Raw genomic sequence first — 25102 nt, 5'->3', positions numbered from 1 at the left:
CTGTTTCTTTAACCTTTTAAATGCAGGGGCAAACCTGCTGTCACTAAAGTGACTTTATCTGCAATTGCTGCAATATCTTGGTGTAGCCAACCCGCCTCATCAACAAAGCGGCGGCTAACCTCCCCCATAGGTACTATGCCGCAGCCAACTTCGTTACTCACCAAAATTAGCGTGCCAGTATGCTGAGCTAAAGCCTTTAAAAACTCACTTTTTACTTGCTGCCAATTGTTATTAGCGTGAAAAAGTTGATTACTCAGCCACAGCGTTAAACAGTCCACCAATATCACGCTATCATTAGTAGAATGCAGCTCTATAGCTTGAGTTAGCTCAAGCGGACACTCTATGGTTTTCCAGGCTATCGCATCTGTTTGTCGCTGAGCTTGATGGTGTAAAATCCGCTGCTGCATCTCGCTATCTAGCGCTTCGGCGGTAGCAAAATATAAGCAAGGTTTTACTGAGTCTGCAGCCGTCATATGGTGCAATACCTGCGACTCGGCGTAACTGCTTTTACCACTGCGCGCGCCGCCTAACACAAAATGGATCACCAGCTTACTCCCAATATCAACAACAGTAGATAGCAAGCTAATTCAGATCCTTGCTGCGCAGCGCCTAGTGTGTCACCGGTATAACCGCCAATCTGCTTTCTAAACAACCTCACAAAGCCATAGCGCACAATGACTAATGCAGCGATCAATACTATGGCTTGCATCATGCTCACAAGCAGTAGCACAAGTACGCCTGTCGCCAATAAAATCGATAACTCATTCACCCCTTGCTGCTGGGCAAGAGGCTTGCTTTTGCTGGTGTCTGTATCACTAACGTAGTTTTCAGAGAAGATAAAACTTGCCGCCACCACTCGGCTCAAACAATGGCCTAATAGCAGAGCTAAACTAACACTACTAGGATCAAATAGTGCCAACTCGGTAAGTAGCTGCCATTTAAGTAGCAAAGCTAACACCAGTGCCAATGCACCATAACTACCAAGGCGAGAGTCTTTCATGATGTTGAGTTTAGCTTCTACCGTCCAACCTCCACCTAAGCCATCGGCGGTATCAGCAAGGCCATCTTCATGAAAACCACCTGTGACCAATACGCTGGTGATCATCGCCAGCACTATCGCAATCGCAGGCGAAACCCAATACAGCATTAAGGTGTAAACCGTCGCGCTAATAGCCCCAACTAATAAACCGACTAAGCCGAAGTAACGGCTGGCTTTGTTAAGCTTATCTGCATCTACTTCAATCCATTTTGGCATCGGGATACGGGTAAAAAAGCCCATCGCGATAAAAAACAAGTTGAGCTGTTTGTGCCACTGACTCATCGAAACCGCCTTAGATCTCTATGCCTGCATCTTCAAAGCTGGCCATTTGATTATAAAAGTTAGTCGCGGCCTGAATAAGCGGTAACGCTAACGCTGCGCCAGTGCCCTCGCCTAGCTTCATGCCAAGTTTTAATAGCGGTTTAGCTTGTAGAAACTCAAGCATCAAGTAATGGCCTTTCTCATCAGACTGATGAGCAAAAATCATATAGCCACGCACGTTTGGATTAATTTTAACTGCCGCCAATGCCGCTGCCGAAGCAATAAAGCCGTCAACAACAATAAGCATGTTACGCTCTGCAGCCGCTAACATAGCGCCGGTCATCTGCACAATTTCAAAGCCACCAACACAAGCCAGCACCTGCATTGGGTCGTTCAACTCGCTGTGGTGTAATAACAACGCTTGTTCAACTAACATTTTTTTGCGCTTATAGGTCGCGGCATCAATACCTGTGCCACGGCCTACACAGTCTTCACCTTTAATTCCTGTCAATGCAGACATCATCACCGCTGCCGATGTGGTATTACCAATGCCCATTTCACCTAAGGCAATTAAGTTACAACCATTTTGATGGTGCAAATCAACTCGAGCTCTAGCCATCTCAAAGCCTTGTTTTACGGCGCCTAAAGTCATAGCAGCACGTTTGTGAATTGGCCCAGTGCCTGCGCCTAAACGCTGATTAATCACACCTTCAACGTTGTCTAATGGCTTTAAAATACCGCAATCAATGACCTCTAAATCAAAGCCCACTTGGCGAGTAAATACATTGATCGCGGCACCGCCATTCATAAAGTTAACGACCATTTGTGTAGTCACTTCACTTGGCGCTATAGACACGCCAGAGTCAGCGATACCATGGTCAGCTGCAAACACCATCATCTTAGGATTACAGATCTGCGGTTTATCTTTACCTAATACTCGAGCAATTTGCAGCGCTAAGGTTTCTAAATCTCCTAAGGCACCTAGCGGCTTAGTTTTGCTGTCTATCTTATGTTGAATCTGTTTATCAAATTCAGTATTAACTGGTTTTATCTCAAACATCTTTAATCCCTTGACCACTCAACTTGGGTGCTATTGCTAAATACGCTTGGCACTGCGACTAGCTAAAATAAACAAAAAGAAAATACTGCCCATGACAGAGGTAATAATCCCCACAGGTAGCTCTTGGTAACTCAATAAGGTTCGCGCGAGTACATCGACCCAGACCATAAATAATCCCCCGACTAGCGCAGTTAACAATAGGGGATAACGCCCTGGAAACAGCAAACGCACAGTGTGCGGCACCATTAGCCCGATAAAGCCAATACCGCCACAGTTAGCGACTAGAATCGCGGTAATAAGCGAACACAGCAGTAACATGTTTAAGCGTAAATGACTGACATTAATTCCTAAGGTATGGGCGGTTTCATCACCGGCACGCATGGCGACAATTTGGCGTTTATTAAGCAAAATTATCAGCATGGCAATCAGTACTACCGCTGCGGGTAACCATAAGCCTTGCCAACTGGCTTTAGCAAAGCTGCCTAAGGTCCAAAACAGCACTGATGCTGCGGCTTGTGGACTGGAGAAATACAGCATTAAACTGGCCATAGCGCCAAACATAAATGAAATCGCGACCCCAGAGAGCAACATACGCTCCACCTGAGTACTTAGGTTACGGCCACATAAGCCTAAAACCATGACAACTGAAATGCTGGCGCCAATAAACGCTCCCACAGGTAAACTTAACCACAACACACTTTGGCTAAATAGGGTCAGCACCACCACAGCGCCAAACGAGGCCCCAGATGAAATACCAAATAAGTAGGGGTCGGCTAATGGATTACGAGTCACCGTTTGCAGCACGCTACCAGCAATAGAAAGTCCCGCACCCGCTATAAATGCGAGTAATACCCTTGGTAACCGCAGTTCCCAAATAATACGCTCACGCACGCCAAGTGATTCACCAATACTAAAGAGCTTATGGCTCAATACACTAAAAACATCGACCACACTGATTGTTGCCGCACCAAAACTGGTCGCAGCAAAAGGCGTGAGTATCGTTAAGCCCATAAGCAGGCTATAGAGCAGGTATTCAACTAATCGACGCTGAGGGTTAAAAACCTTACTTGCTGTGCTCATCAACACCTCCAACATCTGCTGCATTTGGAGTTTGATAGCCGTAGAAATAACTGATCAATGGATTGCCGTGTTGCGGGTGCGGTTTTATTTCACAGCACACATCAAACACCTCAGCGATTCTCTGCTCGGTTAATACTGTTTTTGGAGTGCCTTTTGCCACACAATGACCATCGTTGAGAAGCAAAAGCTCATCACACAGGGCGCTCGCAAGGTTCAAGTCATGAATAGAGGTGATCACGGTAATATTTAGGGTTCGCAGTAGCTCCAAAGTCTGGATCTGATAACGAATATCTAAATGATTAGTTGGCTCGTCAAGAATAAGTAATTTAGGTCGCTGTACTATCGCACGAGCAATCAGTGCGCGCTGCTTTTCACCACCAGATAAACTCTCATAGGCTTGATTGGCTTTATCTTGCAACCCCACCTTGAGCAGCGCTTTGGTTACCTCTTCGCGGTCGCGTTTACTGGTAAAATCAAATGCGCCTTTGTGGGGAGTTAAGCCTAATGCGATAAGCTGAGAAGTGGTCATTTCAAAATGGTGTGGTGTGTCTTGCAAGACCACCGCAACTTGACGAGCAAACATCTTGGCTGACAAGGTGCTAATCTGCTCACCAAATAACTCTATCGTGCCGCTAGTTGGGGTAATAAAGCGATATAGACAGCGCAGTAAACTCGACTTCCCTGCACCATTAGGACCAATAATGCCCAGCATTTTGCCTTCAGCTAAGCTGAAGTCGACCGCCGACAAAATGGCTTTACCTGCGAGTTGCCAGCTTAAATTATTGACCAGCAAAACATGGTTGTCCTGCTGATTCAGCGCTGGGCTAGGCTTAACATTAGCCATAATGAGCAGCCGCCCAAACAATAGATTTCATTTAATTATCTCCCTCGAGTCGCCCGCTCGAGTCAACGTGCATCACTGCACTTTGGGTTATCAATACCGATTTAGATAAACCATATTCGATTAAGCTAGGCAGGTATCTGACTTGAAAGCGAGCATAATGCCGCCATCATACAGTTGCGGGTACAGTCCGGACTAAACTCAGTAAACCACTGGCCTCCGGTTCCCTTTATGCTGTTAAGCACCTAACTTGATTAGTACTTTCGGCTAACTGTTATTAGCGAAAATAGTGTAATTTCCATATTTTAGCATTATCACCGCAAGGCTAACATCACCTTTGCTAGCATGAATTATGCTTATAAAACTGAATTGAGCTATTTGGTCACGCTAAGCTATATCAATAGCCTTTATCCCCAATGCACACTCAAATGTTGCTCCTGCTCATGGTGCAGTACATCAATGCAAACTTTGGCCGCATAAGGCAGCTTTAACGATGTATAAAACCCTACACACTGAGTTGCGCCTAGGGCTTTACTGAGCAAATGGCGTATCACTCCGCCGTGGCTAACAACCACTATCTGCTTACCTCTATGCTGGAGTAACATATCCTGCCAAGCTTGTTCAATTCGTTGTTCAAAAGCTTGCATCGACTCTCCATTTGGCGGCGTAGCTAACCACGGGTTCGCCCAATAGTTATCTAATGCTTGGGCATGACGCTGATATAAAGCATCAAATGTTTGCCCGTCCCAATCGCCAAAGTTAAGCTCTTTAAAGCCCGGCTCAATAAATAGCGCTAGCTGCTTTGATTCAGCAAACGCTTTTGCTGGTATTGCACAGCGGAGCAGCGGCGAGCTTAATACCACTAACTGTGTTGCAGCCAATTTTGGCACTGCCGTTAAAAGCAACTCAGAAAATGCCTGTTGCATCTGCAACTTACCTTGTTCACTCAGGCAAACATCTACCTGACCGCGCAAAATGTCGCCACCTTCACATTGACCATGGCGCAGTAAGATAACGCGTGTGGTTTGCATGCTATTAATATACCTTCAATATTAATCAATAACTTATGATAATTAACCCGCTTTTAATGCTGAAAAACTATCATGCTTTAGCACTTGCACTTTTGAATAAGCCTTGGGTATTATGGACGTCTATACGTATAAATGTCCAAATAAATAAAATGTCGTTTAAATCAACAGACGATTTAAGCCAAAATAACGGGCATGATGCACAAGCATAAAATACAAGAATAATCATTTGCGAACAGGTAGGAAATAACGATGGCAAGTAGTACCCCAACACATGCCTTGAGCGCAGTTGCACACACTCAAGACACTGCCGAAAAGGTTTTAGCTGTACTTACCCAAAAGCTTAAGGATGGGATCCTAATTCTTGATGGTGCCATGGGCACAATGATCCAAGACCGCAAATTTGAAGAGGTTGATTTTCGTGGTGAGCAGTTTAAAGACTGGCATTGCGACGTAAAAGGCAACAACGATATGTTGGTGCTAACTCAGCCTGAGTCGATTAAACAGATCCACAAAGACTACCTGCTCGCTGGCTCAGACATTATTGAGACCAACACTTTCAATGCGACCCGCATTGCCATGGCCGACTACGATATGCAAGCGCACTCCGCTGCCATCAACTTTGCTGGCGCCCGCCTTGCCCGTGAAGCAGCCAATGAAGTTGAAGCTGAAACCGGCCGCCAGTGTTTTGTTGCTGGGGTACTGGGGCCAACCAACCGTACTTGCTCAATTAGCCCCGATGTGAATGATCCCGGCTTTCGTAATATTACCTTTGATCAATTAGTTGAAGCCTACATTGAATCTATCAATGCCTTGGTCGCTGGCGGCAGCGACATCATCATGGTGGAAACCATTTTCGACACCTTAAACGCTAAGGCTGCACTATTTGCCATCGAAACCGTATTTGATGAGCAAGGCTTCCGTTTACCCATCATGATCTCTGGCACCATTACAGATGCCTCTGGCCGTACCCTTACCGGACAAACAACTGAAGCGTTTTATAACTCATTGCGCCATGTTAAACCGCTGTCAATCGGTCTTAACTGTGCGCTAGGGCCAACAGAGTTGCGCCCCTATGTTGAAGAGTTATCAAAAATTGCAGAGTGCTATGTGTCAGCACACCCTAACGCTGGTTTACCAAATGAGTTTGGTGGTTATGATGAAACACCTGAGCAGATGGCTGAAGTCATTGGCGAGTGGGCTCAAGAAGGCTTTTTAAACATTATTGGTGGTTGCTGCGGTACCACGCCTGATCATATCCGCGTTATTCGTGAAGCCGTGATTAAACACTCTGCTCGTGCGTTACCAGATCTACCAGTAGCTTGCCGCCTGTCTGGTCTTGAGCCACTGACCATAGATGAGAACTCGCTATTTTTAAACGTAGGTGAGCGTACCAACGTCACCGGTTCAGCTAAGTTCTTGCGCCTTATTAAAACAGGCGAATATGAAGAAGCGCTGTCAGTTGCACGCGATCAAGTCGAGAATGGTGCACAGATCATCGATATCAACATGGATGAAGGCATGCTCGATGGTGTTGAGGTGATGCAAAAGTTTCTCAACTTAATAGCCTCTGAGCCAGACATCTCCCGTGTACCAATTATGATCGACTCCTCTAAATGGGAAGTGATTGAAGCAGGGCTTAAGTGTATTCAAGGTAAAGGTATCGTTAACTCTATCTCGCTTAAAGAGGGCGAAGACAAGTTTATCGAACAGGCCAAACTGGTTAAGCGTTATGGCGCTGCGGCTATTATCATGGCCTTTGATGAAATAGGCCAAGCAGACACTAAAGCGCGTAAGGTGGAGATCTGTACTCGCGCCTATAATGTGCTGGTTGATAAAGTCGGCTTCCCGCCAGAAGATATTATTTTTGACCCGAATATCTTTGCTATCGCCACAGGTATTGATGAGCACGATAACTACGCGGTTGACTTTATTGAGGCAACCCGTGAGATCAAGCAAACCTTGCCGCACGCAATGATTTCAGGCGGTGTGTCGAATGTGTCATTCTCGTTCCGCGGTAATAACCCTGTGCGTGAAGCCATTCATGCTGTATTCCTATATCACGCCATTCAAGCGGGTATGGACATGGGCATTGTTAACGCTGGCCAGTTAGCCATTTATGATGATATCGACCCAGAGCTAAAAGCCCATGTTGAAGCGATTGTGCAGAACTTGCCTTGCACTGTAGCCGATACCAATAACACCGAATTGCTATTAGAAGTTGCTGAAAAATTCCGTGGTGATGGTAATCAAGCAGCCAAAAAAGAAGATTTAGAGTGGCGCACTAAGCCCGTCAATGAGCGCTTAGCCCATGCGCTGGTTAAAGGCATCACCGAGTTTATTGATGAAGATACTGAAGAGGCACGCCAACAAGCTAGCCGTCCGCTAGATGTGATTGAAGGTCCGTTGATGGACGGCATGAACATAGTCGGCGATCTCTTTGGCTCTGGCAAAATGTTCCTGCCGCAGGTGGTTAAGTCAGCACGGGTAATGAAAAAAGCCGTGGCTTACTTAAATCCCTTTATAGAACTTGAGAAAGTCGAAGGTCAATCTAACGGTAAAGTGTTGATGGTTACCGTAAAAGGCGATGTACATGACATAGGTAAAAACATTGTTGGCGTTGTACTGGCTTGTAACGGTTACGAGGTCATTGATTTAGGTGTAATGGTACCGGTAGAGAAAATCATCGAAGTCGCCAAAGCTGAAAACGTCGATATTATCGGTATGTCAGGCTTAATCACCCCAAGCCTTGATGAAATGGTGCATAACGTAAAAAGCTTCCACAAAGCAGGCTTAACCATTCCATCAATTATTGGCGGCGCGACTTGCTCAAAAATCCATACCGCTGTGAAAATCGCACCGCATTCACCTGAAGGGGCGATTTATATTGCCGACGCCTCACGCGCAGTGCCTATGGTATCTAAGTTAATTAATAATGAAACTCGTCAAGCAACAATCGATGAAGCGTATGCCGAATACGATATGATGCGTGAAAAGCGTTTGTCGCAAACCAAGCGCAAGCAGATCACTACGATTGAGGCTGCCCGTGAAAATCGCTGCCAGCACGACTGGCAAAATTACACGCCTTTTGTGCCAAATCAACTTGGTCGCCAAGTGTTTGATGACTATCCGTTGGAAGATTTAGTTGATCGTATCGACTGGACACCATTTTTCAGAAGCTGGGAGCTGCACGGGCATTTCCCACGTATTTTAGAAGATGAAGTGGTAGGTGAAGAAGCACGTAAGCTATATCACGATGGTAAAGCCATGCTTGATAAAATCATCAATGAAAAGTGGCTTACCGCTAAGGGCGTGATCGGGCTATTCCCAGCCAATAGCGTCAACCACGACGATATAGAGCTCTATACAGATGAAACTCGTAGCACAGTTGAAATGACAACCCATCACCTGCGGATGCAGATTGAGCGCGTAGGTAACGACAACTTCTGTTTAGCTGATTTTGTCGCACCTAAAGATAGCGGCGTTGCTGACTATATGGGCGGTTTTGCGGTAACTGCCGGCCATGGTATTGATGAACATGTAGCACGCTTTGAAGCCGACCATGATGACTACAGCGCGATTATGCTTAAGTGCTTAGCAGACCGCTTAGCTGAGGCCTTTGCTGAACGTATGCATGAACGTGTACGTAAAGAGTTTTGGGGCTACGCCAGTGACGAAAACCTCGATAACGAAGCGCTCATTCGTGAGAAATACAAAGGTATTCGCCCAGCACCGGGCTATCCTGCTTGCCCAGATCATACCGAGAAAGGCTTACTATGGGACTTGTTAAAGCCTGATGAAACCATTGGCCTTAACATCACCGAAAGCTACGCGATGTTCCCAACGGCCGCAGTATCGGGTTGGTACTTTGCCCACCCTAAATCGCGCTACTTTGGAGTAACCAACATTGGTCGCGACCAAGTCGAAGATTATGCAGCCCGTAAAGGCATGAGCATTGAAGAGACTGAGCGTTGGTTGATGCCAGTGTTGGACTATGATCCGCAATAATTCGCTCGTGAGTAACATACTCAATTGACATAAGCTCGCGGTATTAGTTTGCCAACTACTACCGCGATGACTAAGTTAACTCTTACTGCTATAAGCTAGATGCGGATTTTGTTGGCAGTCACTGTTGTTATCGGTATCTGTGAGTGACTGTTGGCGACGCAAAATGTACTCCATTAGATAGTGTGCATCTTTCCACACCCCGCCAAGGGTTGCTGAGCCACGGGTATATAACCAAGGTAATCCGATAAAAAATAACCCATCGAGATCAGCACTCACGCCACGATAGTTACTCGGATAATTCATTTCATCAAATGAAATGCCCTCAATCCAAAAAAAGTTCGGCTTAAAACCTGTGGCCCAAACAATATTCTTAATACTGTTCACGCTGCCTTTTTGAAAAGTAATGCTATTAGCATCTGCTGATAAGGTGCGCCCCATATGGATCACATTATCTTTTGCTAGCAATGCTTTCACATCTGTACCAATCACAGGCTGCACGCCTTTGCTAAGCCACTTACCAATTCTGCTATAACGATTCACCGTTAAAAAACCAATCTTACTAAACCACCACCAGAGCGTTTTACCTAAAAACGTCTGTGGAATAGCTGCAATTTTATCGCTACCAGAAAAGTAAACTTTACGTCCGCTATCAGCAATTTCAGATAAGATTTGTACCCCGGAATCACCTGCGCCCACTACTAAACAATCCCCCTGTTGTAGCTGCTCAGGATTTTTGTAGTTTTCACTGTGGATCTGATTGATCTCGTCGGCAATATCGATATGGCAAGGTGGCGTATACGGTGTATGAAATGGCCCGGTAGCTATAATCACTTGCTTGGCTTGGTAACTAGCCGTGGCACTTTTGATCTCAAAGATGCCATTCACTTTGTTTACAGAGGTAATTTTTTGATTAAATTCAATGGGTATCGCAAACTTTTCAACATAAGCTTTTAAATAGTCAGCAACTTCATATTTGTTCGGATAGTAACCCTTAGGGAAAGGAAACGGCATGCCCGGCAAATGGTTAAACTCTGTCGGGGTAAATAGCTTTAATGAATCCCAACGCTTCAACCAAGGCGCGCCCACCTGTTCATTGGCATCTAACACTAAGTAATCTTGATTATTCTTGGCCAAGTTATAGGCCATCGCCAAACCAGACTGCCCCGCCCCAATAATGATAAATTGTTTCATAATATCCAATTGCATAACTGTTATTTTTATTATGTTGAGCATGATAACAGAACATGGGCCTAGAACCTGATTTAGACAAAAATTACTCAATAGACTAACTGTAAAGTTCAGCTAAATTAGCTTACAAGCTACTGATATGCTGACTACGATTAACAGCGAATTTAGCAGAGAGTTATTCAAGTTAGGCTCCCAGCGCTATATCTCTCTAAATTGTGCTAGTTTCATGCATATTTTGTATTAGGGGGCATAGCATTAATTTCGGTTCTGCTCTGGTATTATTTGTTATTAAGCACTTTCGCAATTAGTTAAATGAGTGCTAAAATTATCCGTTAACACTTCGTATAATCTCAATGATATGGTTTGAGAGTTTCTACCAAGAGCCCTAAACTCTTGATTATGAAGACTTTACTTTATAAACACTAAACTAACTAGCTGGTCAGTTTTCATTGTTGTCTACAATGGGAAGTTGTCAGTCTTGGTTGGTATAACGACTAATAAAGGAGAGCTTCATGAATTTTCTACAGCTACCTAAAATCGATCTTCATTGCCACCTAGACGGCAGCGTACGTCCACAAACTGTTATTGACCTTGCAACCATCCAAGGTACTGCAATTCCTAGCAATAACGTCGACGACATTAAAGCGCTGATGGTGGCACCCGAGTCTTGCCCGAATCTGAATGAATACCTCACCCGCTTTGCTTTGCCTGTATCGGTAATGCAAACAGAAGCGGCGTTAGAGCGGATCTCATTTGAGCTTTTTGAAGACGCAGCAAAAGAAAACGTGAAGTACCTAGAAGTCCGTTTTGGCCCACAGTTACATCGTCAACAAGGCCTTAACTTTGAGCAGATCATTGGCAGCGTTGTCAAAGGTATGCGCAGAGCTGAAGCCCAATATGACATTAAGGGTAACTACATCCTATCCATTATCAAGGTGCTACCTAAAGATGACATCAATGATGTCATTGATGCTGGTGCTAAGTTCCTCGATAAAGGGGTTGTTGCATTCGACTTAGCAGCAAGTGAAGAACCTGGCTTTTGCCATGAATATATTCCTTACGCTAAGTACGCCCTTGAAAAAGGCTACCGCATAACGATTCATGCCGGTGAGCAAGGTGTAGGACAAAACGTATATGACGCTATCGCGTTACTAGGTGCTGAACGTATTGGCCACGGTATTCATATAAATAACCACCAACAAGCCTATGACTTAGTGCGCTCTGAAGCGGTTGCGCTAGAAACCTGCCCAAGCAGTAACGTGCAGACTAAAGCAGTTGAAAGCCTAGCAAGCCACCCATTTGGTGACTTTTACCGTGATGGCTTATTGGTTACCATTAATACCGATAACCGCACCGTATCAGACACCACCATGACCAAAGAGCTACAACTCGCGGTTGAAAAGTTTAACTTAACTGAACAAGACTACTTTAAGATCTACCAAATTAGTGCAGAGAACTCGTTTGCATCTGATGAAGTAAAACAGCATCTTTTAACGTTTATTGGTTAATTTGCGTCATAGCTAGTCGACTTAAAGATAGCGAGTGCGAATATGCATTCGCTATCTCACTCTGAAATCCCCTACAAACAGTCAATTCAACCATAAATATTGCGAGATATAGATCGCAAATTGCTTAATTACTCATCGCTAAAACGTATTCTTGCTATAGAATGCCGCACCCCAATTTACTGGTCACTCTCATTGCAAACTGCAGCATCTACCGCCCTTTATACCGATCTATCAAGTTACTACAATTTAATGTGTGCTGAAATCGACTACTCAGCGCAAAGTGAATGTATTCGTAGACTACATCAAATCTTTGGTAATGGCGGCAACGCGCACCTAGATCTTGCCTGTGGCACAGGGCCACATGTAAGACATTTCATCGACAATGGCTATCAAAGCCAAGGTTTGGACATTAATCAGCCTATGCTTGATATTGCTAAGCTGCATTGTCCTGAAGCCGAATTTAGCCGCCAAGATATGGCTAACTTTACGGTTGAACAGCCACAAGATCTGATCACCTGCTTTTTATATTCAATTCACTACAACGATGGTATTGCAAAGCTCAAGCAGTGTATTGCTAACGTACATAGTGCATTAGCTGATGGCGGCGTATTTTGCTTTAACGCAGTAGAAAAGCAGATGATCATCAATGACTCCTTTGCCAAGTTTCAATTGGAGCATGAAGATAGTCAGTTTACGTTTAGTTCTGGTTGGGATTACTGTGGTGAAGGCGATAAACAATCATTAATCGTCAACATAGAAAAAACCAATCAAGACCAAAGCCTGTCTTGGCAAGATGAACATCCTATGGTCGCCGTTAGTTTTGAGCACTTACAACAATTACTTGCTCCCTACTTCAACGTCACCATGTTTGAGCATGACTATGAAAAAATCTTACCTTGGAATGGCAAGTCAGGTAACGCCATTTTTAGCTGCGTAAAGATTTAACTTTTAGAAAGATATACGGGCTTTAGCCGCTAAGCTGTTATGTTCAAGTTTTCCCTGTGAGTCAGCAGGGAAACGCCAACGTGAAACAGTTAGCGCTAATCCTGTTTGATATATTATCAACGGCCATTTTCACGCATATTTTTCTTTTCTAACTCCAGCTTTTGATTAATTAACTCTGTTAGCTGAGCTGATAAAGCACCGATTTGCGACTCAAGCGCTTTGCGTTTTTCTGCGGCGACTTCGGTATTATCCCCCTCTAAAGCCTGTAAAGCTTGGCGGAGCTCATCAAGTTGCTTTTTTAACATCGCAATGATCTCATCAATTTTTTGTTTTGCTTGCTCGTCCTGCGACTCCACCGCCGTCGCTTTGCTTTGGGCAACGCTTTGATCATCATGTAACTCTTTGCCTAAGCTAGAAGCCAGTGCAGCCCTTGCCGATTCAGAGATGGAGACTTTGTCTTGGTTTTCACTTTGTATTGGCCGTTGTGAGCCCTCAGCTAGCTCACTACTTTTAATGCTCGGTAATGATTGATTACGTTCAGCAACAAAGGCCTTGCTGTTATTTACACTCAATAGTTCCATAAAACCCCTCGCCAATTCGCTATTATTTGTATGCAGTAAAATAAACAGCTCAAGTCTCTGCCATGACACAAGCTTTAACACCAGAGACTCAAATGAAACAACTTGTAACCATTACTATCGACAACCTAGCCAATCACCTTAGCAGAAAGGGGCGAAAACGTGATCTCGCTCCAGTACCGCAAGCTAAGTAGACATTATTGCAAATAACGTTCGCTTACTTTTTAAGTAATTCAAAGCCATCACAAATCAGCATTTTTATGCAAGTTGAAATAACATTCAAAAGTTAAGTAGCAAAGATGATGCAGCAAGGTTAACCGCTAGTTAACACGCAGCAATTTAGCTCAATAAAAACACACTTAAACATTGTCAGATTGAATTTTTAATCATTTTTACTGAATAACTATTGATTTAATTTAGTCGTAGTTTATAGTCGTCCCCAGTTAAGTAATTTGATTAAGAGAATGAAAAATGAAGCAGTCAATGACAGGTTTAGTGAGTTTAGGGTTAGCTAGCGTTTTATTACTCGCAGGCTGCGGTAAAAGCGATGATGTACTCGTTGTTGGCACCAATGCCACCTTCCCACCTTTTGAGTATGTTGGCGGCGCAAGCGGTGATGAGATCCAAGGTTTTGATATTGAACTGGCTAAACAAATTGCCAAAGATGCAGGCAAAACCTTAAAAGTCGAAAACATGAATTTCGACTCACTTATCGTGGCACTTAATGCAGGTAAAATCGACTTTATCGCATCGGGTATGACCATTACTCCAGAGCGACAAGCCAGCGTTGACTTCTCAACACCATACTACGAAGCAACCCAGCTAGTATTAGTAAATAAAGACAACACCAGTATCAATAGTATCGACGATTTAAAAGGTAAACATATTGCCGTACAGCTTGGTTCAACTGGTGACATCATGGCCAAGACTTATAGTCAAAAAGTGACCGCGTTTAATACCGGCTTTGAAGCGGTTATGGAGCTTAAAAACAACAAGGTCGACTTAGTGCTTTTTGACAGTGAGCCTGCAATGAGCTTTTTGAATAAAAATCCACAATTAAAGATGGTAGAACTGGATTTTGATGCTGAATTTTATGGCCTAGCTGTGCCTAAAGGTAAAACCGAATTACTCAACAGCATTAACGCAACACTGACCTCAATGAAAAGCAATGGTGCATACGATGCGCTTGTCACCAAGTACATGAAGTGAGCCTGCGATGATTGATGCGATAACTACCTCTTTATTTACCCCAATTGGTGAAGATGGCTTAATCGGGATTTACCTCATTTTAAATGGTTTGAAAGTGACCTTAATCGTGACCTTCTTCGCCATGATAATGGGTTCTATCCTTGGGGTTGCCACTACCTTGATGAAGATGTCATCAAAATGGTACTTAAGTTGGCCAGCTAACCTATACGTTAGCGTGATCCGCGGTACGCCAGTTGTTGTACAGTTAGTGATCCTTTACTTCATTGTACTGGCCTCACTCGATGTAGATAAAATCACAGCAGCGATTATCGCCTTTGGCCTTAACAGTGGCGCTTATATTTCTGAAATCATTCGCGCTGGTATTCAAGCCGTTGATAAAGGTCAAATGGAAGCCGCACGTTCACTTGGTTTATCGCACTGGTCAACGATGAAAGAGGTGATTTTACCTCAAGCGATTAAGAATATTCTGCCATCGCTAGGTAACGAGTTTATCGTGTTACTCAAAGAGACGGCTGTAATTGGCTTTATTGGCGGCGTTGATTTGATGCGTGCAGGCGAAATAATCCGTAGCCGCACATTTGAAGACAGCGTACCGTTATTTACCTGTGCTCTGATTTACTTATTACTGACGTATATCTTTACCTTTATGCTTTCTAAATTTGAAACGAGGCTGAAACAAAGTGATTAAAATAAATAACTTACATAAAAGCTTTGGCGACAACCAAGTATTAAAAGGCATTAGCGAACAGATAAATAAAGGCGAAGTTGTCAGTGTTATTGGGCCTTCAGGCAGTGGTAAAAGTACCTTTCTACGTTGCATCAATTTGTTAGAGCAGCCAACGGCAGGTGACATTTTAATTGATGACCAATCGATTACCGCTGCTGACGCTTGTGTAGACAAGCTCAGACAAAAAGTGGGAATGGTGTTTCAAAACTTTAATTTATTTCCTCATAAAACAGTGAAACAAAATATCACCCTAGCCCCCGTAAAATTAGGGGTAATGAACCAGCAAGAAGCGGACGAAGAAGCCGATAAATTGCTAACTCAAGTGGGTTTAAAGAACAAAGCTGACGCTTATCCATCAAGCTTATCTGGCGGCCAAAAACAGCGGGTAGCAATAGCAAGAGCCTTAGCGATGAAGCCTGATTTAATGCTATTTGACGAGCCAACATCTGCGCTCGATCCAGAAATGGTTGGCGATGTACTTGATGTGATGAAGTCGCTAGCACAAGATGGCATGACCATGGTTATTGTTACCCATGAAATGGGGTTTGCTCGGGATGTATCTGACAGAGTTATCTTTATGGATGGCGGCTATATTGTCGAGCAGGGTGATCCTGAAGCGCTGTTTAGCCACCCAAAAGAGGCCAGAACTCAGGAGTTTTTAAGTAAAGTATTAAGGTAATATTGTGCCACTATGGTATTCGCAACATAGTGGCATTTCATTACACAGACTCAGTGCAGCAAAAACGGCTGCACTTAGTGGAGAGTACGAGTCGTACTTGGTGTTTGCATTAATGCTTCTAACGCTTTTTGATGTCCCTGAGCCGCAGCCTCTAGATACCACTTTTGTGCAATGTCTGAGTTTTGTGGCTCACTTTTATCCGACTCATAGATAGTGCCCAGCACATACTGCGACTCCGCATCGCCTTGATTAGCGGCTGCCGTATACCAAGTTATCGCTTCCGGTATGTTTTGAGCCACACCATCGCCCTGTTCAAATATGACCCCAAGGCTGTACTGTGCATCTACAACACCTTGTTCAGCCGCTTGCAAATACCAGCGGATCGCTTTCGCTTTGTCTATTTTAGTCCCTTGGCCTTGCTCAAACATAGAAGCCAAATAAAGCTGTGCTTTAGCATGCCCCGCATTAGCAGCTTTCTGGTACCAAACAAAAGCACTTTGCTTGTTAACCGCAACGCCTTGGCCAAAATCATAAGCAGAACCGATATAAAATAAAGAGGCAACATGCCCTTGAGCAGCGGCTTTCATATACCAAGTAAATGCCTGCTGCTTATCTTCTTCCACTCCAACACCAAAGGTCAGCATTCTGGCAATGTCATACTGAGCTTCATCAAGACCTTTATCTGCCGCTTTTTTTATCCAATAAAAAGCTTGCGGATAATGTTGCTGAGTCGAGTGAAAAATCATTCCGATAGCATAAAGCGCATCAACATGTTCTTGCGCAGCCGCTTGATAGTACCAATGCAATGCTTGTTGTCTATCTTCTGCCACACCAAGACCATAGTCATAAAAAGTACCAAGGGTATATTGAGCGTCAGCATAGCCTTGTTGTGCCGCTTTTTGGTACCACTCAACGGCTTTCTGTTTATCCTTCAATGTACCGTTCCCAAAGTCATAAAAGCGTGCAAGCTGGTATTGTGCGTAAACATCACCTCGCTCAGCTGCCTCGCGGTAGCTAACAAGCTCTGTATTTTTATCAGAGCTTACGCAGCCTGCCTGAAGCACAGCTAGTAATAAAACCCAATACCTCATCATGATTGTTAATCGCCAAGAGTCACACACAAATTCAATCGCGCCATCATGCAGCTTTTCTCAACTTGGTTCAATTAAACTTCAGTGCCTTGTGAGGAAACTAAAATGATTGAAAACTCATCTCAAATTTCGATTGCAAACATGGGTTAACACCCACCACTTGGCACTCGACGCGGCAAGCGTGATCTCGGTGCGATTTCAAACTGGTTTATTTTCATTTTGTGAGCTACGCACCTATTTTTCAGCGAACACTTGTACACATAATGACGAATCAGCCATTTTGATTATTGGAGTCTGTAATGCCAACCATAGATTGCCCACAGTGCAACCATAAGATTGACCTTAATGCAGTAGCTTGCCCTCAATGTCATGCAGCGCAAGGCTTTGATTCCCTATCAGGTGTTGACCCTGATATGCGCATTAAAAATCAAAAATTGGCTATTTGGTTTAGTTTGTTGTTAGGTGGGCTTGGCCTGCATAAATTCTATTTAGGTCAGCACCTTAAAGGCAGTTTATATTTAGCCTTTAGCTGGACACTTGTACCTATGGTTGTCGGCTGGGTTGATGCCTTCCGCACGCTTAAGATGACACCATTTCATTTCGAGCAACGTTACTGCAAGCGGGTATCACAAGGGTTTTAGACACGAAGTATATTCAGCTCTATCAGAGCGAGTTCAAAAGACAAAAAAGACAGCCTATGCTGTCTTTTTAATGTAAGCCTCAATAATATAATATTAATTAAAGCTCGAATTCTAAACGCATATAATTAGTTTCATAATCAAGTACACTAATCTCGTTATCTGCCATAGCACGTCTTTCTAATAATAACTTACGCCACTGAGCAAGAGACTTTTCAGCCCCATAACCTCTAATACCTATCTGCAATCTAGCTGAATAAAGTGAATCAAATTTAGCATCCAAGTCTGCTGGTAACTTAAGATCAGGCATACTTCCTGCGGCACCGCCCCAAATCGTCCAATCTGCATCGCCGCTATCTGTTTCCCCCAACAACGTCATATGGGTTAAAGCGACTTCTCCAACTCCGCTAAAATCATACTGATAAGGCCCCTCTCCAGTCGAAATCTCGTTGAATAATCGATAAACAGCATCCGAAAATTCATTTGCCGGCTGCCAAAGCATGATTGGAGAAGTTGTCCCCTCTGCTGTAACTAGATGTCGTGCAGAGCTATAACTATCAGCAATTACATTTCCTATATACTCTTGACCGTATCGTGCAGGCCAAACATAACTCTTATACGTCAATGTCGGATAAACAAAAACTAAATCATCCTGGCTGTAGTTACGCCAACCGTCAAACGACAGCGCATATAAAATCCTCGCGTCATATGGATTCACATAGTCAACGGCTACGCCTTGGTGAGTAAAGTCATCTAGACTCAATGTATATTCGGTTTTATCAGCTAAATCGATACTGCCAGCTAGGCTACTTTGGCCATCTGCAGCAATCAATTGCACATCCATCAGCCCCGTCCCTTCACACCACTCTCTTGATGGAGAGCTTGCAAAAGGCGTTAAATCATAACGATAACTCCCCAAATATAGTTGGCTATCAGGCGCATCGGCAATCAAAGCCTGAACCGGAAACTCAACCTGCTTACAATTACAACCAACTAGATCATTGTCATCTCTAAAGTAAAAAGCCCCCAGCTCTCCGGCCTCAACTTCCACTTCTGAATTTACAATAAGTGTTGTCTGCTCTTTAAAACTGTAGCGACTTTCTCCACTAATAGTTAAGTGTCTAGCATTACCCGGCCAATCAGCGGTCAGCGCACCGTTACTATCAGTCACGTATTGAGCAATAATGTCACCGGCATTATTATGCACAAACACATCAACACCCGCTTTTGGCTTTTCAATTCCACACCAATTAGTTGAAACCGTGTTTAAAGTAATTTGCGAAAGATTGCCGCCAGATGAACCACCGTTGCCCGCGGGTTCAGATGAGTCATCACCTCCGCCACCACAAGCAGTTAAAACCAAGGTAGATAATGCAGTTAACGTCCATTTTTTTACCGTCATATTTTCTTCCTGAATATGTATAAACTAAGTCATCATTTACCTAGTTTTGAATCTAAAGCCTGTTACTAGCTCATTAAAAATGATAGAAATTCCACATCTCTAGAAACGCACAAGTATGTTGCGTAATTGTTCTAAAACGAGAGCCAAAGTAACTTTTTACTGTTCCAGTGTCTATGGTTGAGGATGAGTTTTTTTTAACAACATTATTTAAGCAGATGGTAATTTAACGACTTGTACTTACTATTAAATTCATCACGACTTGAGCCTTATTAAGTAACACTTGAGACACCTAAATGAGACTTAAAAAGTGATTTTGAGTTAGGACAACTTCCATAGAGAGGCAAAATAATCTCGCCTAAAGGGCTAAAACAACCTAGTTAGTGCTCTTTGGCAATATCACATCAATTAAAGTGCGTGTCTTAAGCGGCACGACTGCAGCGTATGGGAAAACTAAATAAAGTTCTGTTTTCCAAGTAAATGGCTTCAAAATACTCACGAGTTGTCCACTGGCTAGCTCTTTAGCAACAACAAAATCAAGACTAGTCGTTACCCCAAAACCATTACATGCATATTGTGCCAACATCGACTCGCTCATTGACGCAAAAGCCGGAGTTATCGGCACATTAAACTGCTTACCATCTTGCTTAAACGACCAATTAAGGCCTGTTAAACAATGGCTGTAATGCAAACACTTATGGGTTGTTAGTTCATTAGGGTGTGTCGGTATTCCAGCAGTGTTTAAATATTCAGGCGACGCAACGACATAAGTATCAATATCACGGATTTTACGGCACAAATAACTGCTGTCTTCGAGCTTGCCGATACGAAAAGCAATATCAACGCCCTCTTTTACTAAATCGCCTAAGTTGTCATCAAACACGATATCCAATAGCAGCTCAGGATGGTTGACATGCAGCAACTGTAGACTCTGAGCAATACCATTATCGTGCTTGAGAATACTCGGCATTTTAATGACTAAACGTCCGCTGACCACCCGCTGCTTTTCATCAATGTAGTCTTTAACTTGAGCTACTTCGTTAAAAATTGACTGACATTTTTGATACAGGAACTTGCCCTCTTCAGTTAAATCTAGCGCGCGTGTGGTACGAATAATAAGTTGGCTATGTAAACTCGACTCAAGCTGTTTGATATGCTTGCTGATCACAGAGTGGGTTAAGCACAGCTCATCGGCCGCAGCGTTAAAAGAACCATGTCGAGCCACCGCATAAAAGCTAGTTAACAGATTAAGATTAAAGCTAGGTTTCATTAGAGCATATTGCACTTAGAGAACATGGCATCATTCTAACTCAGTAAACGACTATTCATGCTTTCTTGGAAAGAATATTGTTCAATATGTGAAATTGTTAAAACTGTAGTGCTGGTAAATGATGAATAAACAATAACTAGGATATTCATCATGACTATAACCCCCCTAACACCGCAAACCTCTGCCAAAATCGATTGTGAAATTGCTGATATCAGTCTTGCACCACAGGGCAGAAAACGGATTGACTGGGCTCGTGCCCATATGCCCATTATGCGCAATATCATTGCTCGCTTTGAAAAAGAGCAGCCTTTTAAAGGCTTAACTATTGGTATCTGTTTACACGTAGAAGCAAAAACTGGGGTTTGGCTAGAAGCATTGACAAAAGGCGGTGCAACCGTGGCTATCACCGGCTCTCCGGGTACTACCCAAGATGAAACGGTAGCTGCTATTGTTGAAGATTATGGCGTGCATGTTTATAGCCAGCGCAATGAAACTTTTGCCGATCACTTAAGGTACTGCCAAAAAGTTCTCGACCACCAGCCCGATATTATTTCTGATAACGGCGCAGACTTACATGAACTGCTGTTTACCCTGCCACAAAACCAGCATTTAATTACCAGCTTACTGGGCGCAACTGAAGAAACCACCACTGGTGCTAACCGCCTACGTGAAGACTTTAAATCCGATAAATTCGCCACTTTGATTATTAACGACACTCAAGCAAAACGAATTATCGAAAATCGTTATGGCGTCGGTTCATCGGTCGTTGATGGCATCATGCGCGCTACCAACGTGATGTTACATGGCAAAAAGGTAGTGGTTATTGGCTATGGGTATTGCGGTAGTGGCACAGCACAAAGACTCAGAGGTATGGGCGCCCATGTGACTGTGGTTGAACAAAACCCACTCACCAGATTAGAAGCCCACATGGAAGGCTTTTATACCGCCTCACTTGAAGATGCGTTGCCAAATGCAGATATGGTGATCACCATTACCGGTCGCGACAATGTACTCGATAAACAACATTTTGAGTTAATGGCCGACAATGTGATTATTGCCAATGCTGGGCATTTTCAACGTGAAATCAACCTGCCAGCATTAGCTCAACTTGCCGATTCAACAGATCCCATTCGCCAGCACGTAAAAGGGTATCGCGTTAACGGCAAAACCCTATTTGTGTTATCTGATGCCAATTTAGTTAACCTTGCTGCAGGAGATGGCAACCCCATTGAAATAATGGATCTAGGTCTTGCTCTGCAGTCATTAAGCCTCGAACGAATTGCGCTAAACGCGAAATCCCTAACACCAACACCGCAGCCTGTACCTTATGATATCGAACTCGATGTCGCCGCCCTAGCCTGCCAATATTGGATCAACCACTAGTGCTTAATACCAAGTCGTTTACGCTAAGCTAATTCGCTTTACAGGCAGCCAAAATACCGCTGCCTTTTAGTGCAATCTCTTACTCAACAACATCGTTCGCCATTAGCTATCTGCTGCTATCCATTTAATTTGAGCCTATTTTTATTTGATGCCCTCATCAATCTCACCGAAAATCTCCCTGACCTTAGCCATTTATGCCACTAATTTCGCCTTTTATAGTGCCGTCATTGCTTGCTAACAATTAAGTATTAGCAAATGTTACCCAAATGTAGACAAACGTTTAAATGACTGGTTAACTAACCCAACATGTCTTTGTGTATTTGGTAAAAGCATTTTGGGTATTTATGCTTAAGACTTAGCAATAAATATATGTTTTACAATCAAAATAAAGGCATTGGACATAATAAAAGTATTCACCGGCAATGATTGGTGGAACAACAAATAAAAGGATCTTTCAATGCGCCTAAATAAGTTAGTACTCGCTTTAGGGGTAGCTTCAACTGTAACGTTAGTAGGTTGTGGCTATGATGAAACCGACAACAGTGACTCATTATTTGTGCCTGACCCGGCTCCTGAGGTCATTCCACCGCTGCAAGCATTTGCTCCTGATGGAAAGCTTAATGCACAAATCCGCCGTACCAGTTTTGGTGTGCCACACATCAAGGCCGATAACCTTGAAAGCTTAGGCTTTGGTAGTGGTTACGCTCAAGCTCAAGACAATCTATGTATCCTCGCCGATGGCTTTATTAAAGCTAATTCTGAACGTTCAATGTACTTTGGCCCGCATGCCTCAATCGACTTCACCACCGGCTTACCGACCGCTGAAGATAATGGCAACTTAATCTCTGACTTTGCCTATAAAGCCCTTAAAATTCGTGAAAAAGCTGAGCAACAATATCCAAGCTTTAGTTATAACTCTCGCGCCTTGATGGAAGGCTTTAGTGCCGGTTATAACCAATATTTAGCCGATCTAGAAGCTGGCACACAAAACGGCGACCCATTTTGTGCGGGTCAGCCTTGGGTGAAGCCAATTGATGGAGTCGATGTAGCCAACTATTTATTCTCAATTGCATTACTTCCGGGCGCAGCTAATTTCCTTGATCTGATTTTTTACGCTAACCCAGGTGATGGTCAAGAGTATCTACCACGCATTATCGGTCCGGCACCAACTCAGGCTGCAACCGAGGCTCAAACTGCCTTTATCAATGATGTGAACAACAAATTTGTGGCTTTCCAAAATGCCATTACAACTCCAGAAACCAACCCTAGAGATCTCGGTTCAAACGGCTGGGGCTTAGGTAAAGACAAAACCGAAAATGGTAAAGGTATGGTGTTGGGTAATCCGCACTTCCCTCACACTGGTAACCTACGCTTTTGGCAGTCTCACCTAACAATTCCAGGTCATATTGATGTAATGGGCGGCTCATTAGTGGGTATGCCAGGCGCGATTAATATTGGCTTCAACAAAGATGTCGCTTGGACCCATACTTTCTCAACCGCTGAACATTTTGTACTTTACAACCTTGAACTCGTTAGTGGCGATCGCATGCAGTACCTATTTGATGGTGAAGTAATGCCGATCACTAAAGAAACGGTACAGATCTTAGTTAATGGCGGTCCTGCTGGCATGTTAGTGGCGGAAAAAGATATCTACACCACTGCAAAAGGTCCAATCGCTGAAGCACCAGCAACCCAAGCACCATTTGGTTGGGATGATGGCCAAGCCTTTATGTTGCAAGATGCCAATATGGCTAATAAAGACCCTATCGATCACTGGCTCGCAATGAACCGAGCCACTAATAAAGATGAGTTTCAGCAAGCCTTTAAAGACTTTGACGGGGTGATTTTTAATAACACCATGTATGCCGACAAAGAAGGTAATGCCTTCTATATTGATGACTCGACAGTACCGGGTTTATCAGGTATTGCCATTAGCTTACTGAAAACCAACCCAGATATTATTGCTGCTCGCCAGCAAGCTGGCTTTACCATTTTGCCGGGTAATACCTCAATGTTTGCCTACGACAAGCCATTGGCTTATGAGTACGCGCCTAAGCTTGAACGTACTGACTTTGTGCAAAACTCTAATAATTCATTCTGGTCAACTAACCTTGAAGCGCCACTTGAGGGTTACTCTGCTATGTACGGGCCAGAGCGTGGTCAACAATCACTGCGCACCCGCATGGCATTGAAGCTAATGGCAGAAGCTGGCGGCGAAGATGGCAAGTTTAATCTTGAAGAGTTAGAAGCAGCAGCCCTTGGCAATGATATCTATCTTGATAGCCTCATCTTTGATGATTTGATCGCCCAGTGTGAAGCTCAAGCTGATACACCAGTGATGGTTAGTCCTAGCCAATCTAAAGATATCAGTGCCGCCTGTGCCGCTCTAAAACAATGGAATGGTAAGCAAGATAACGACAGCATTGGTGGCGCATTAATCCGTGAATTTGCACACCAATTTGATCAAAACAGTATGTTAAGCGTGCCATTTGATTATCAACAAGCTGCAACAACTCCAAATACTTTAGCAACTGACGGCAGCGCACTGGTAGCCCTAGCCAAAGCAGCATTAAACCTTGAAGCAGCAGGTTTCGCTGTTGATGCCGCTATGGGGACAGTGCAATTTGTTGAGAAATCACTGCCAGATGGCATGCCATCAGGTAACAAGCAACCATGGCCGGGAACTCATAACGCTGAAGGTGGCTTTAACGTGTTTTCAACTAGCCTAAGCGGTGACGATACTCTAGTACCACAGCATAGCTACGCTGCGGTTATGGACGCTGTAACTGGCAAGCCACTAGCATCAGGTTTATCAGAGCAAGGTTATGCCATTCGTTATGGTTCAAGCTGGATGATGGCGGTAAGCTTTACAGATACTGGTCCAGTTGCGAAAGGGATTTTGACCTATTCACAATCGACCAATAGATTAAGCCCATATTTTAACGATCAAACTGAACGTTACTCTAGCAGCAAGCAATTCCGCCCATTCCTGTTTAATGAAAGCGATATTGCTGCAGCAGTAGAGTCGACCATTGAGCTTAGCGCACAAAAAGGTGAGTAACAGCTTAACCGTTAGCGGTCTACTTTTGCTTGCGCAGCGCTAAACTAATAGCGCTGCCGCAATACAAAATAGTCAATCCACAAAGCAGTCGTTCAGGCTGCTTTTTTTA

20 protein-coding genes and 1 riboswitch are annotated in these 25102 nt (G+C 43.7%); of the genes, 9 read left to right on the top strand and 11 right to left on the bottom strand.

Features of this window, described 5'->3' with window-relative positions; genetic code table 11:
• Positions 1-8: 8 nt before the first annotated feature.
• From cobU to L884_RS0103370, 6 genes are all read right to left on the bottom strand, one after another.
• On the bottom strand, positions 9-545 hold the full coding sequence (gene cobU / locus L884_RS0103395) for a bifunctional adenosylcobinamide kinase/adenosylcobinamide-phosphate guanylyltransferase (RefSeq protein WP_028766172.1): 537 nt from the start codon (positions 543-545) through the stop codon (positions 9-11).
• Positions 542-1321: an adenosylcobinamide-GDP ribazoletransferase gene (locus L884_RS0103390; protein ID WP_028766171.1), complete on the bottom strand. Its 780-nt coding sequence runs from the start codon at positions 1319-1321 to the stop codon at positions 542-544. The genes cobU and L884_RS0103390 overlap by 4 nt, the downstream gene beginning before the upstream one ends.
• Before the next feature lie 10 nt (positions 1322-1331).
• The gene (gene cobT, locus L884_RS0103385; protein WP_028766170.1) at positions 1332-2360 is read right to left on the bottom strand and encodes a nicotinate-nucleotide--dimethylbenzimidazole phosphoribosyltransferase; all 1029 of its coding nucleotides are present in this window, start codon (positions 2358-2360) and stop codon (positions 1332-1334) included.
• A gap of 36 nt (positions 2361-2396) precedes the next feature.
• The gene (locus L884_RS0103380) at positions 2397-3440 is read right to left on the bottom strand and encodes a FecCD family ABC transporter permease (RefSeq protein WP_028766169.1); all 1044 of its coding nucleotides are present in this window, start codon (positions 3438-3440) and stop codon (positions 2397-2399) included.
• Complete coding sequence (locus L884_RS21660) at positions 3424-4284, bottom strand: ABC transporter ATP-binding protein (RefSeq protein WP_051435518.1); 861 nt, start codon at positions 4282-4284, stop codon at positions 3424-3426. The genes L884_RS0103380 and L884_RS21660 overlap by 17 nt, the downstream gene beginning before the upstream one ends.
• Before the next feature lie 404 nt (positions 4285-4688).
• On the bottom strand, positions 4689-5312 hold the full coding sequence (locus L884_RS0103370; RefSeq protein ID WP_028766168.1) for a histidine phosphatase family protein: 624 nt from the start codon (positions 5310-5312) through the stop codon (positions 4689-4691).
• A gap of 249 nt (positions 5313-5561) precedes the next feature.
• On the opposite strand from L884_RS0103370, the gene metH reads away from it, so the two are divergent.
• Positions 5562-9317 carry a methionine synthase gene (gene metH / locus L884_RS0103365; protein WP_051435517.1) on the top strand — a complete coding sequence of 1252 codons (3756 nt, stop codon included), beginning with the start codon at positions 5562-5564 and terminating at the stop codon, positions 9315-9317.
• 75 nt (positions 9318-9392) lie between these two features.
• Here metH and L884_RS21655 read toward each other — a convergent pair whose 3' ends face one another.
• Complete coding sequence (locus tag L884_RS21655; RefSeq protein WP_084221386.1) at positions 9393-10508, bottom strand: flavin-containing monooxygenase; 1116 nt, start codon at positions 10506-10508, stop codon at positions 9393-9395.
• A gap of 317 nt (positions 10509-10825) precedes the next feature.
• Positions 10826-10925: riboswitch (purine riboswitch) on the top strand.
• A 92-nt stretch (positions 10926-11017) separates the two neighbouring features.
• On the opposite strand from L884_RS21655, the gene add reads away from it, so the two are divergent.
• Positions 11018-12013 carry an adenosine deaminase gene (gene add / locus L884_RS0103355; protein WP_028766166.1) on the top strand — a complete coding sequence of 332 codons (996 nt, stop codon included), beginning with the start codon at positions 11018-11020 and terminating at the stop codon, positions 12011-12013.
• Positions 12014-12262: 249 nt separating this feature from the next.
• Positions 12263-12958, top strand: a complete 696-nt coding sequence (locus L884_RS0103350; RefSeq protein WP_084221393.1) for a class I SAM-dependent DNA methyltransferase — start codon at positions 12263-12265, stop codon at positions 12956-12958.
• Between the two features lie 116 nt (positions 12959-13074).
• On the opposite strand, the gene L884_RS0103345 is transcribed toward L884_RS0103350, so the two are convergent.
• Positions 13075-13539 (bottom strand): hypothetical protein, encoded by a 465-nt coding sequence (locus L884_RS0103345; RefSeq protein ID WP_028766164.1) that lies wholly within the window; start codon positions 13537-13539, stop codon positions 13075-13077.
• Between the two features lie 468 nt (positions 13540-14007).
• Here L884_RS0103345 and L884_RS0103340 point away from each other — a divergent pair, with 468 nt between their 5' ends.
• Genes L884_RS0103340 through L884_RS0103330 form a run of 3 tightly spaced genes read left to right on the top strand, consistent with a single transcriptional unit; the run spans position 14008 to position 16151 of the window.
• On the top strand, positions 14008-14745 hold the full coding sequence (locus tag L884_RS0103340; protein ID WP_028766163.1) for a basic amino acid ABC transporter substrate-binding protein: 738 nt from the start codon (positions 14008-14010) through the stop codon (positions 14743-14745).
• Between the two features lie 7 nt (positions 14746-14752).
• Entirely contained in the window at positions 14753-15433 is a 681-nt protein-coding gene (locus L884_RS0103335) for an amino acid ABC transporter permease (protein WP_028766162.1), read from the top strand.
• Positions 15426-16151 carry an amino acid ABC transporter ATP-binding protein gene (locus L884_RS0103330; protein ID WP_028766161.1) on the top strand — a complete coding sequence of 242 codons (726 nt, stop codon included), beginning with the start codon at positions 15426-15428 and terminating at the stop codon, positions 16149-16151. Before L884_RS0103335 ends, L884_RS0103330 begins: the two co-directional genes overlap by 8 nt.
• Before the next feature lie 74 nt (positions 16152-16225).
• Here L884_RS0103330 and L884_RS0103325 read toward each other — a convergent pair whose 3' ends face one another.
• On the bottom strand, positions 16226-17245 hold the full coding sequence (locus L884_RS0103325) for an SEL1-like repeat protein (RefSeq protein ID WP_245603055.1): 1020 nt from the start codon (positions 17243-17245) through the stop codon (positions 16226-16228).
• Positions 17246-17541: 296 nt separating this feature from the next.
• Between L884_RS0103325 and L884_RS0103320 the strand changes: the two genes are divergently transcribed.
• Positions 17542-17883: a TM2 domain-containing protein gene (locus L884_RS0103320; protein WP_028766159.1), complete on the top strand. Its 342-nt coding sequence runs from the start codon at positions 17542-17544 to the stop codon at positions 17881-17883.
• Positions 17884-17980: 97 nt separating this feature from the next.
• Here the strand turns inward: L884_RS0103320 and L884_RS0103315 are convergent, their stop codons facing one another.
• Positions 17981-19282 carry a hypothetical protein gene (locus tag L884_RS0103315; RefSeq protein WP_028766158.1) on the bottom strand — a complete coding sequence of 434 codons (1302 nt, stop codon included), beginning with the start codon at positions 19280-19282 and terminating at the stop codon, positions 17981-17983.
• A gap of 373 nt (positions 19283-19655) precedes the next feature.
• Entirely contained in the window at positions 19656-20549 is an 894-nt protein-coding gene (locus L884_RS0103310) for a LysR family transcriptional regulator (RefSeq protein WP_028766157.1), read from the bottom strand.
• Between the two features lie 150 nt (positions 20550-20699).
• Between L884_RS0103310 and L884_RS0103305 the strand changes: the two genes are divergently transcribed.
• Together L884_RS0103305 and L884_RS0103300 are read left to right on the top strand one after the other, a co-directional pair.
• Positions 20700-21932 carry an adenosylhomocysteinase gene (locus L884_RS0103305; RefSeq protein ID WP_051435516.1) on the top strand — a complete coding sequence of 411 codons (1233 nt, stop codon included), beginning with the start codon at positions 20700-20702 and terminating at the stop codon, positions 21930-21932.
• Positions 21933-22389: 457 nt separating this feature from the next.
• The gene (locus tag L884_RS0103300; protein WP_028766155.1) at positions 22390-24993 is read left to right on the top strand and encodes an acylase; all 2604 of its coding nucleotides are present in this window, start codon (positions 22390-22392) and stop codon (positions 24991-24993) included.
• Positions 24994-25102 lie beyond the last annotated feature (109 nt).

Origin of the sequence: Shewanella fidelis ATCC BAA-318, assembly GCF_000518605.1 — a bacterium.
In the GTDB taxonomy this organism is placed as follows: domain Bacteria; phylum Pseudomonadota; class Gammaproteobacteria; order Enterobacterales; family Shewanellaceae; genus Shewanella; species Shewanella fidelis.
Note: the sequence above shows the minus strand (reverse complement) of the source record. Positions and strands in the feature narration are given on the sequence as shown.

What these genes read in the sequence shown, in the direction of transcription:
- L884_RS0103335 (WP_028766162.1), top strand. Translation starts at nt 14,753, where the DNA reads ATGATTGATGCGATAACTACCTCTTTATTTACCCCAATTGGTGAAGAT.
- L884_RS0103305 (WP_051435516.1), top strand. Translation starts at nt 20,700, where the DNA reads ATGACTATAACCCCCCTAACACCGCAAACCTCTGCCAAAATCGATTGT.
- L884_RS0103370 (WP_028766168.1), bottom strand. Translation starts at nt 5,312, where the DNA reads ATGCAAACCACACGCGTTATCTTACTGCGCCATGGTCAATGTGAAGGT.
- L884_RS21655 (WP_084221386.1), bottom strand. Translation starts at nt 10,508, where the DNA reads ATGAAACAATTTATCATTATTGGGGCGGGGCAGTCTGGTTTGGCGATG.
- L884_RS0103320 (WP_028766159.1), top strand. Translation starts at nt 17,542, where the DNA reads ATGCCAACCATAGATTGCCCACAGTGCAACCATAAGATTGACCTTAAT.
- L884_RS21660 (WP_051435518.1), bottom strand. Translation starts at nt 4,284, where the DNA reads ATGGCTAATGTTAAGCCTAGCCCAGCGCTGAATCAGCAGGACAACCAT.
- cobT (WP_028766170.1), bottom strand. Translation starts at nt 2,360, where the DNA reads ATGTTTGAGATAAAACCAGTTAATACTGAATTTGATAAACAGATTCAA.
- L884_RS0103390 (WP_028766171.1), bottom strand. Translation starts at nt 1,321, where the DNA reads ATGAGTCAGTGGCACAAACAGCTCAACTTGTTTTTTATCGCGATGGGC.
- L884_RS0103380 (WP_028766169.1), bottom strand. Translation starts at nt 3,440, where the DNA reads ATGAGCACAGCAAGTAAGGTTTTTAACCCTCAGCGTCGATTAGTTGAA.
- L884_RS0103345 (WP_028766164.1), bottom strand. Translation starts at nt 13,539, where the DNA reads ATGGAACTATTGAGTGTAAATAACAGCAAGGCCTTTGTTGCTGAACGT.
- L884_RS0103315 (WP_028766158.1), bottom strand. Translation starts at nt 19,282, where the DNA reads ATGACGGTAAAAAAATGGACGTTAACTGCATTATCTACCTTGGTTTTA.
- L884_RS0103325 (WP_245603055.1), bottom strand. Translation starts at nt 17,245, where the DNA reads ATGATGAGGTATTGGGTTTTATTACTAGCTGTGCTTCAGGCAGGCTGC.
- metH (WP_051435517.1), top strand. Translation starts at nt 5,562, where the DNA reads ATGGCAAGTAGTACCCCAACACATGCCTTGAGCGCAGTTGCACACACT.
- L884_RS0103350 (WP_084221393.1), top strand. Translation starts at nt 12,263, where the DNA reads ATGTGTGCTGAAATCGACTACTCAGCGCAAAGTGAATGTATTCGTAGA.
- L884_RS0103340 (WP_028766163.1), top strand. Translation starts at nt 14,008, where the DNA reads ATGAAGCAGTCAATGACAGGTTTAGTGAGTTTAGGGTTAGCTAGCGTT.
- L884_RS0103300 (WP_028766155.1), top strand. Translation starts at nt 22,390, where the DNA reads ATGCGCCTAAATAAGTTAGTACTCGCTTTAGGGGTAGCTTCAACTGTA.
- L884_RS0103310 (WP_028766157.1), bottom strand. Translation starts at nt 20,549, where the DNA reads ATGAAACCTAGCTTTAATCTTAATCTGTTAACTAGCTTTTATGCGGTG.
- add (WP_028766166.1), top strand. Translation starts at nt 11,018, where the DNA reads ATGAATTTTCTACAGCTACCTAAAATCGATCTTCATTGCCACCTAGAC.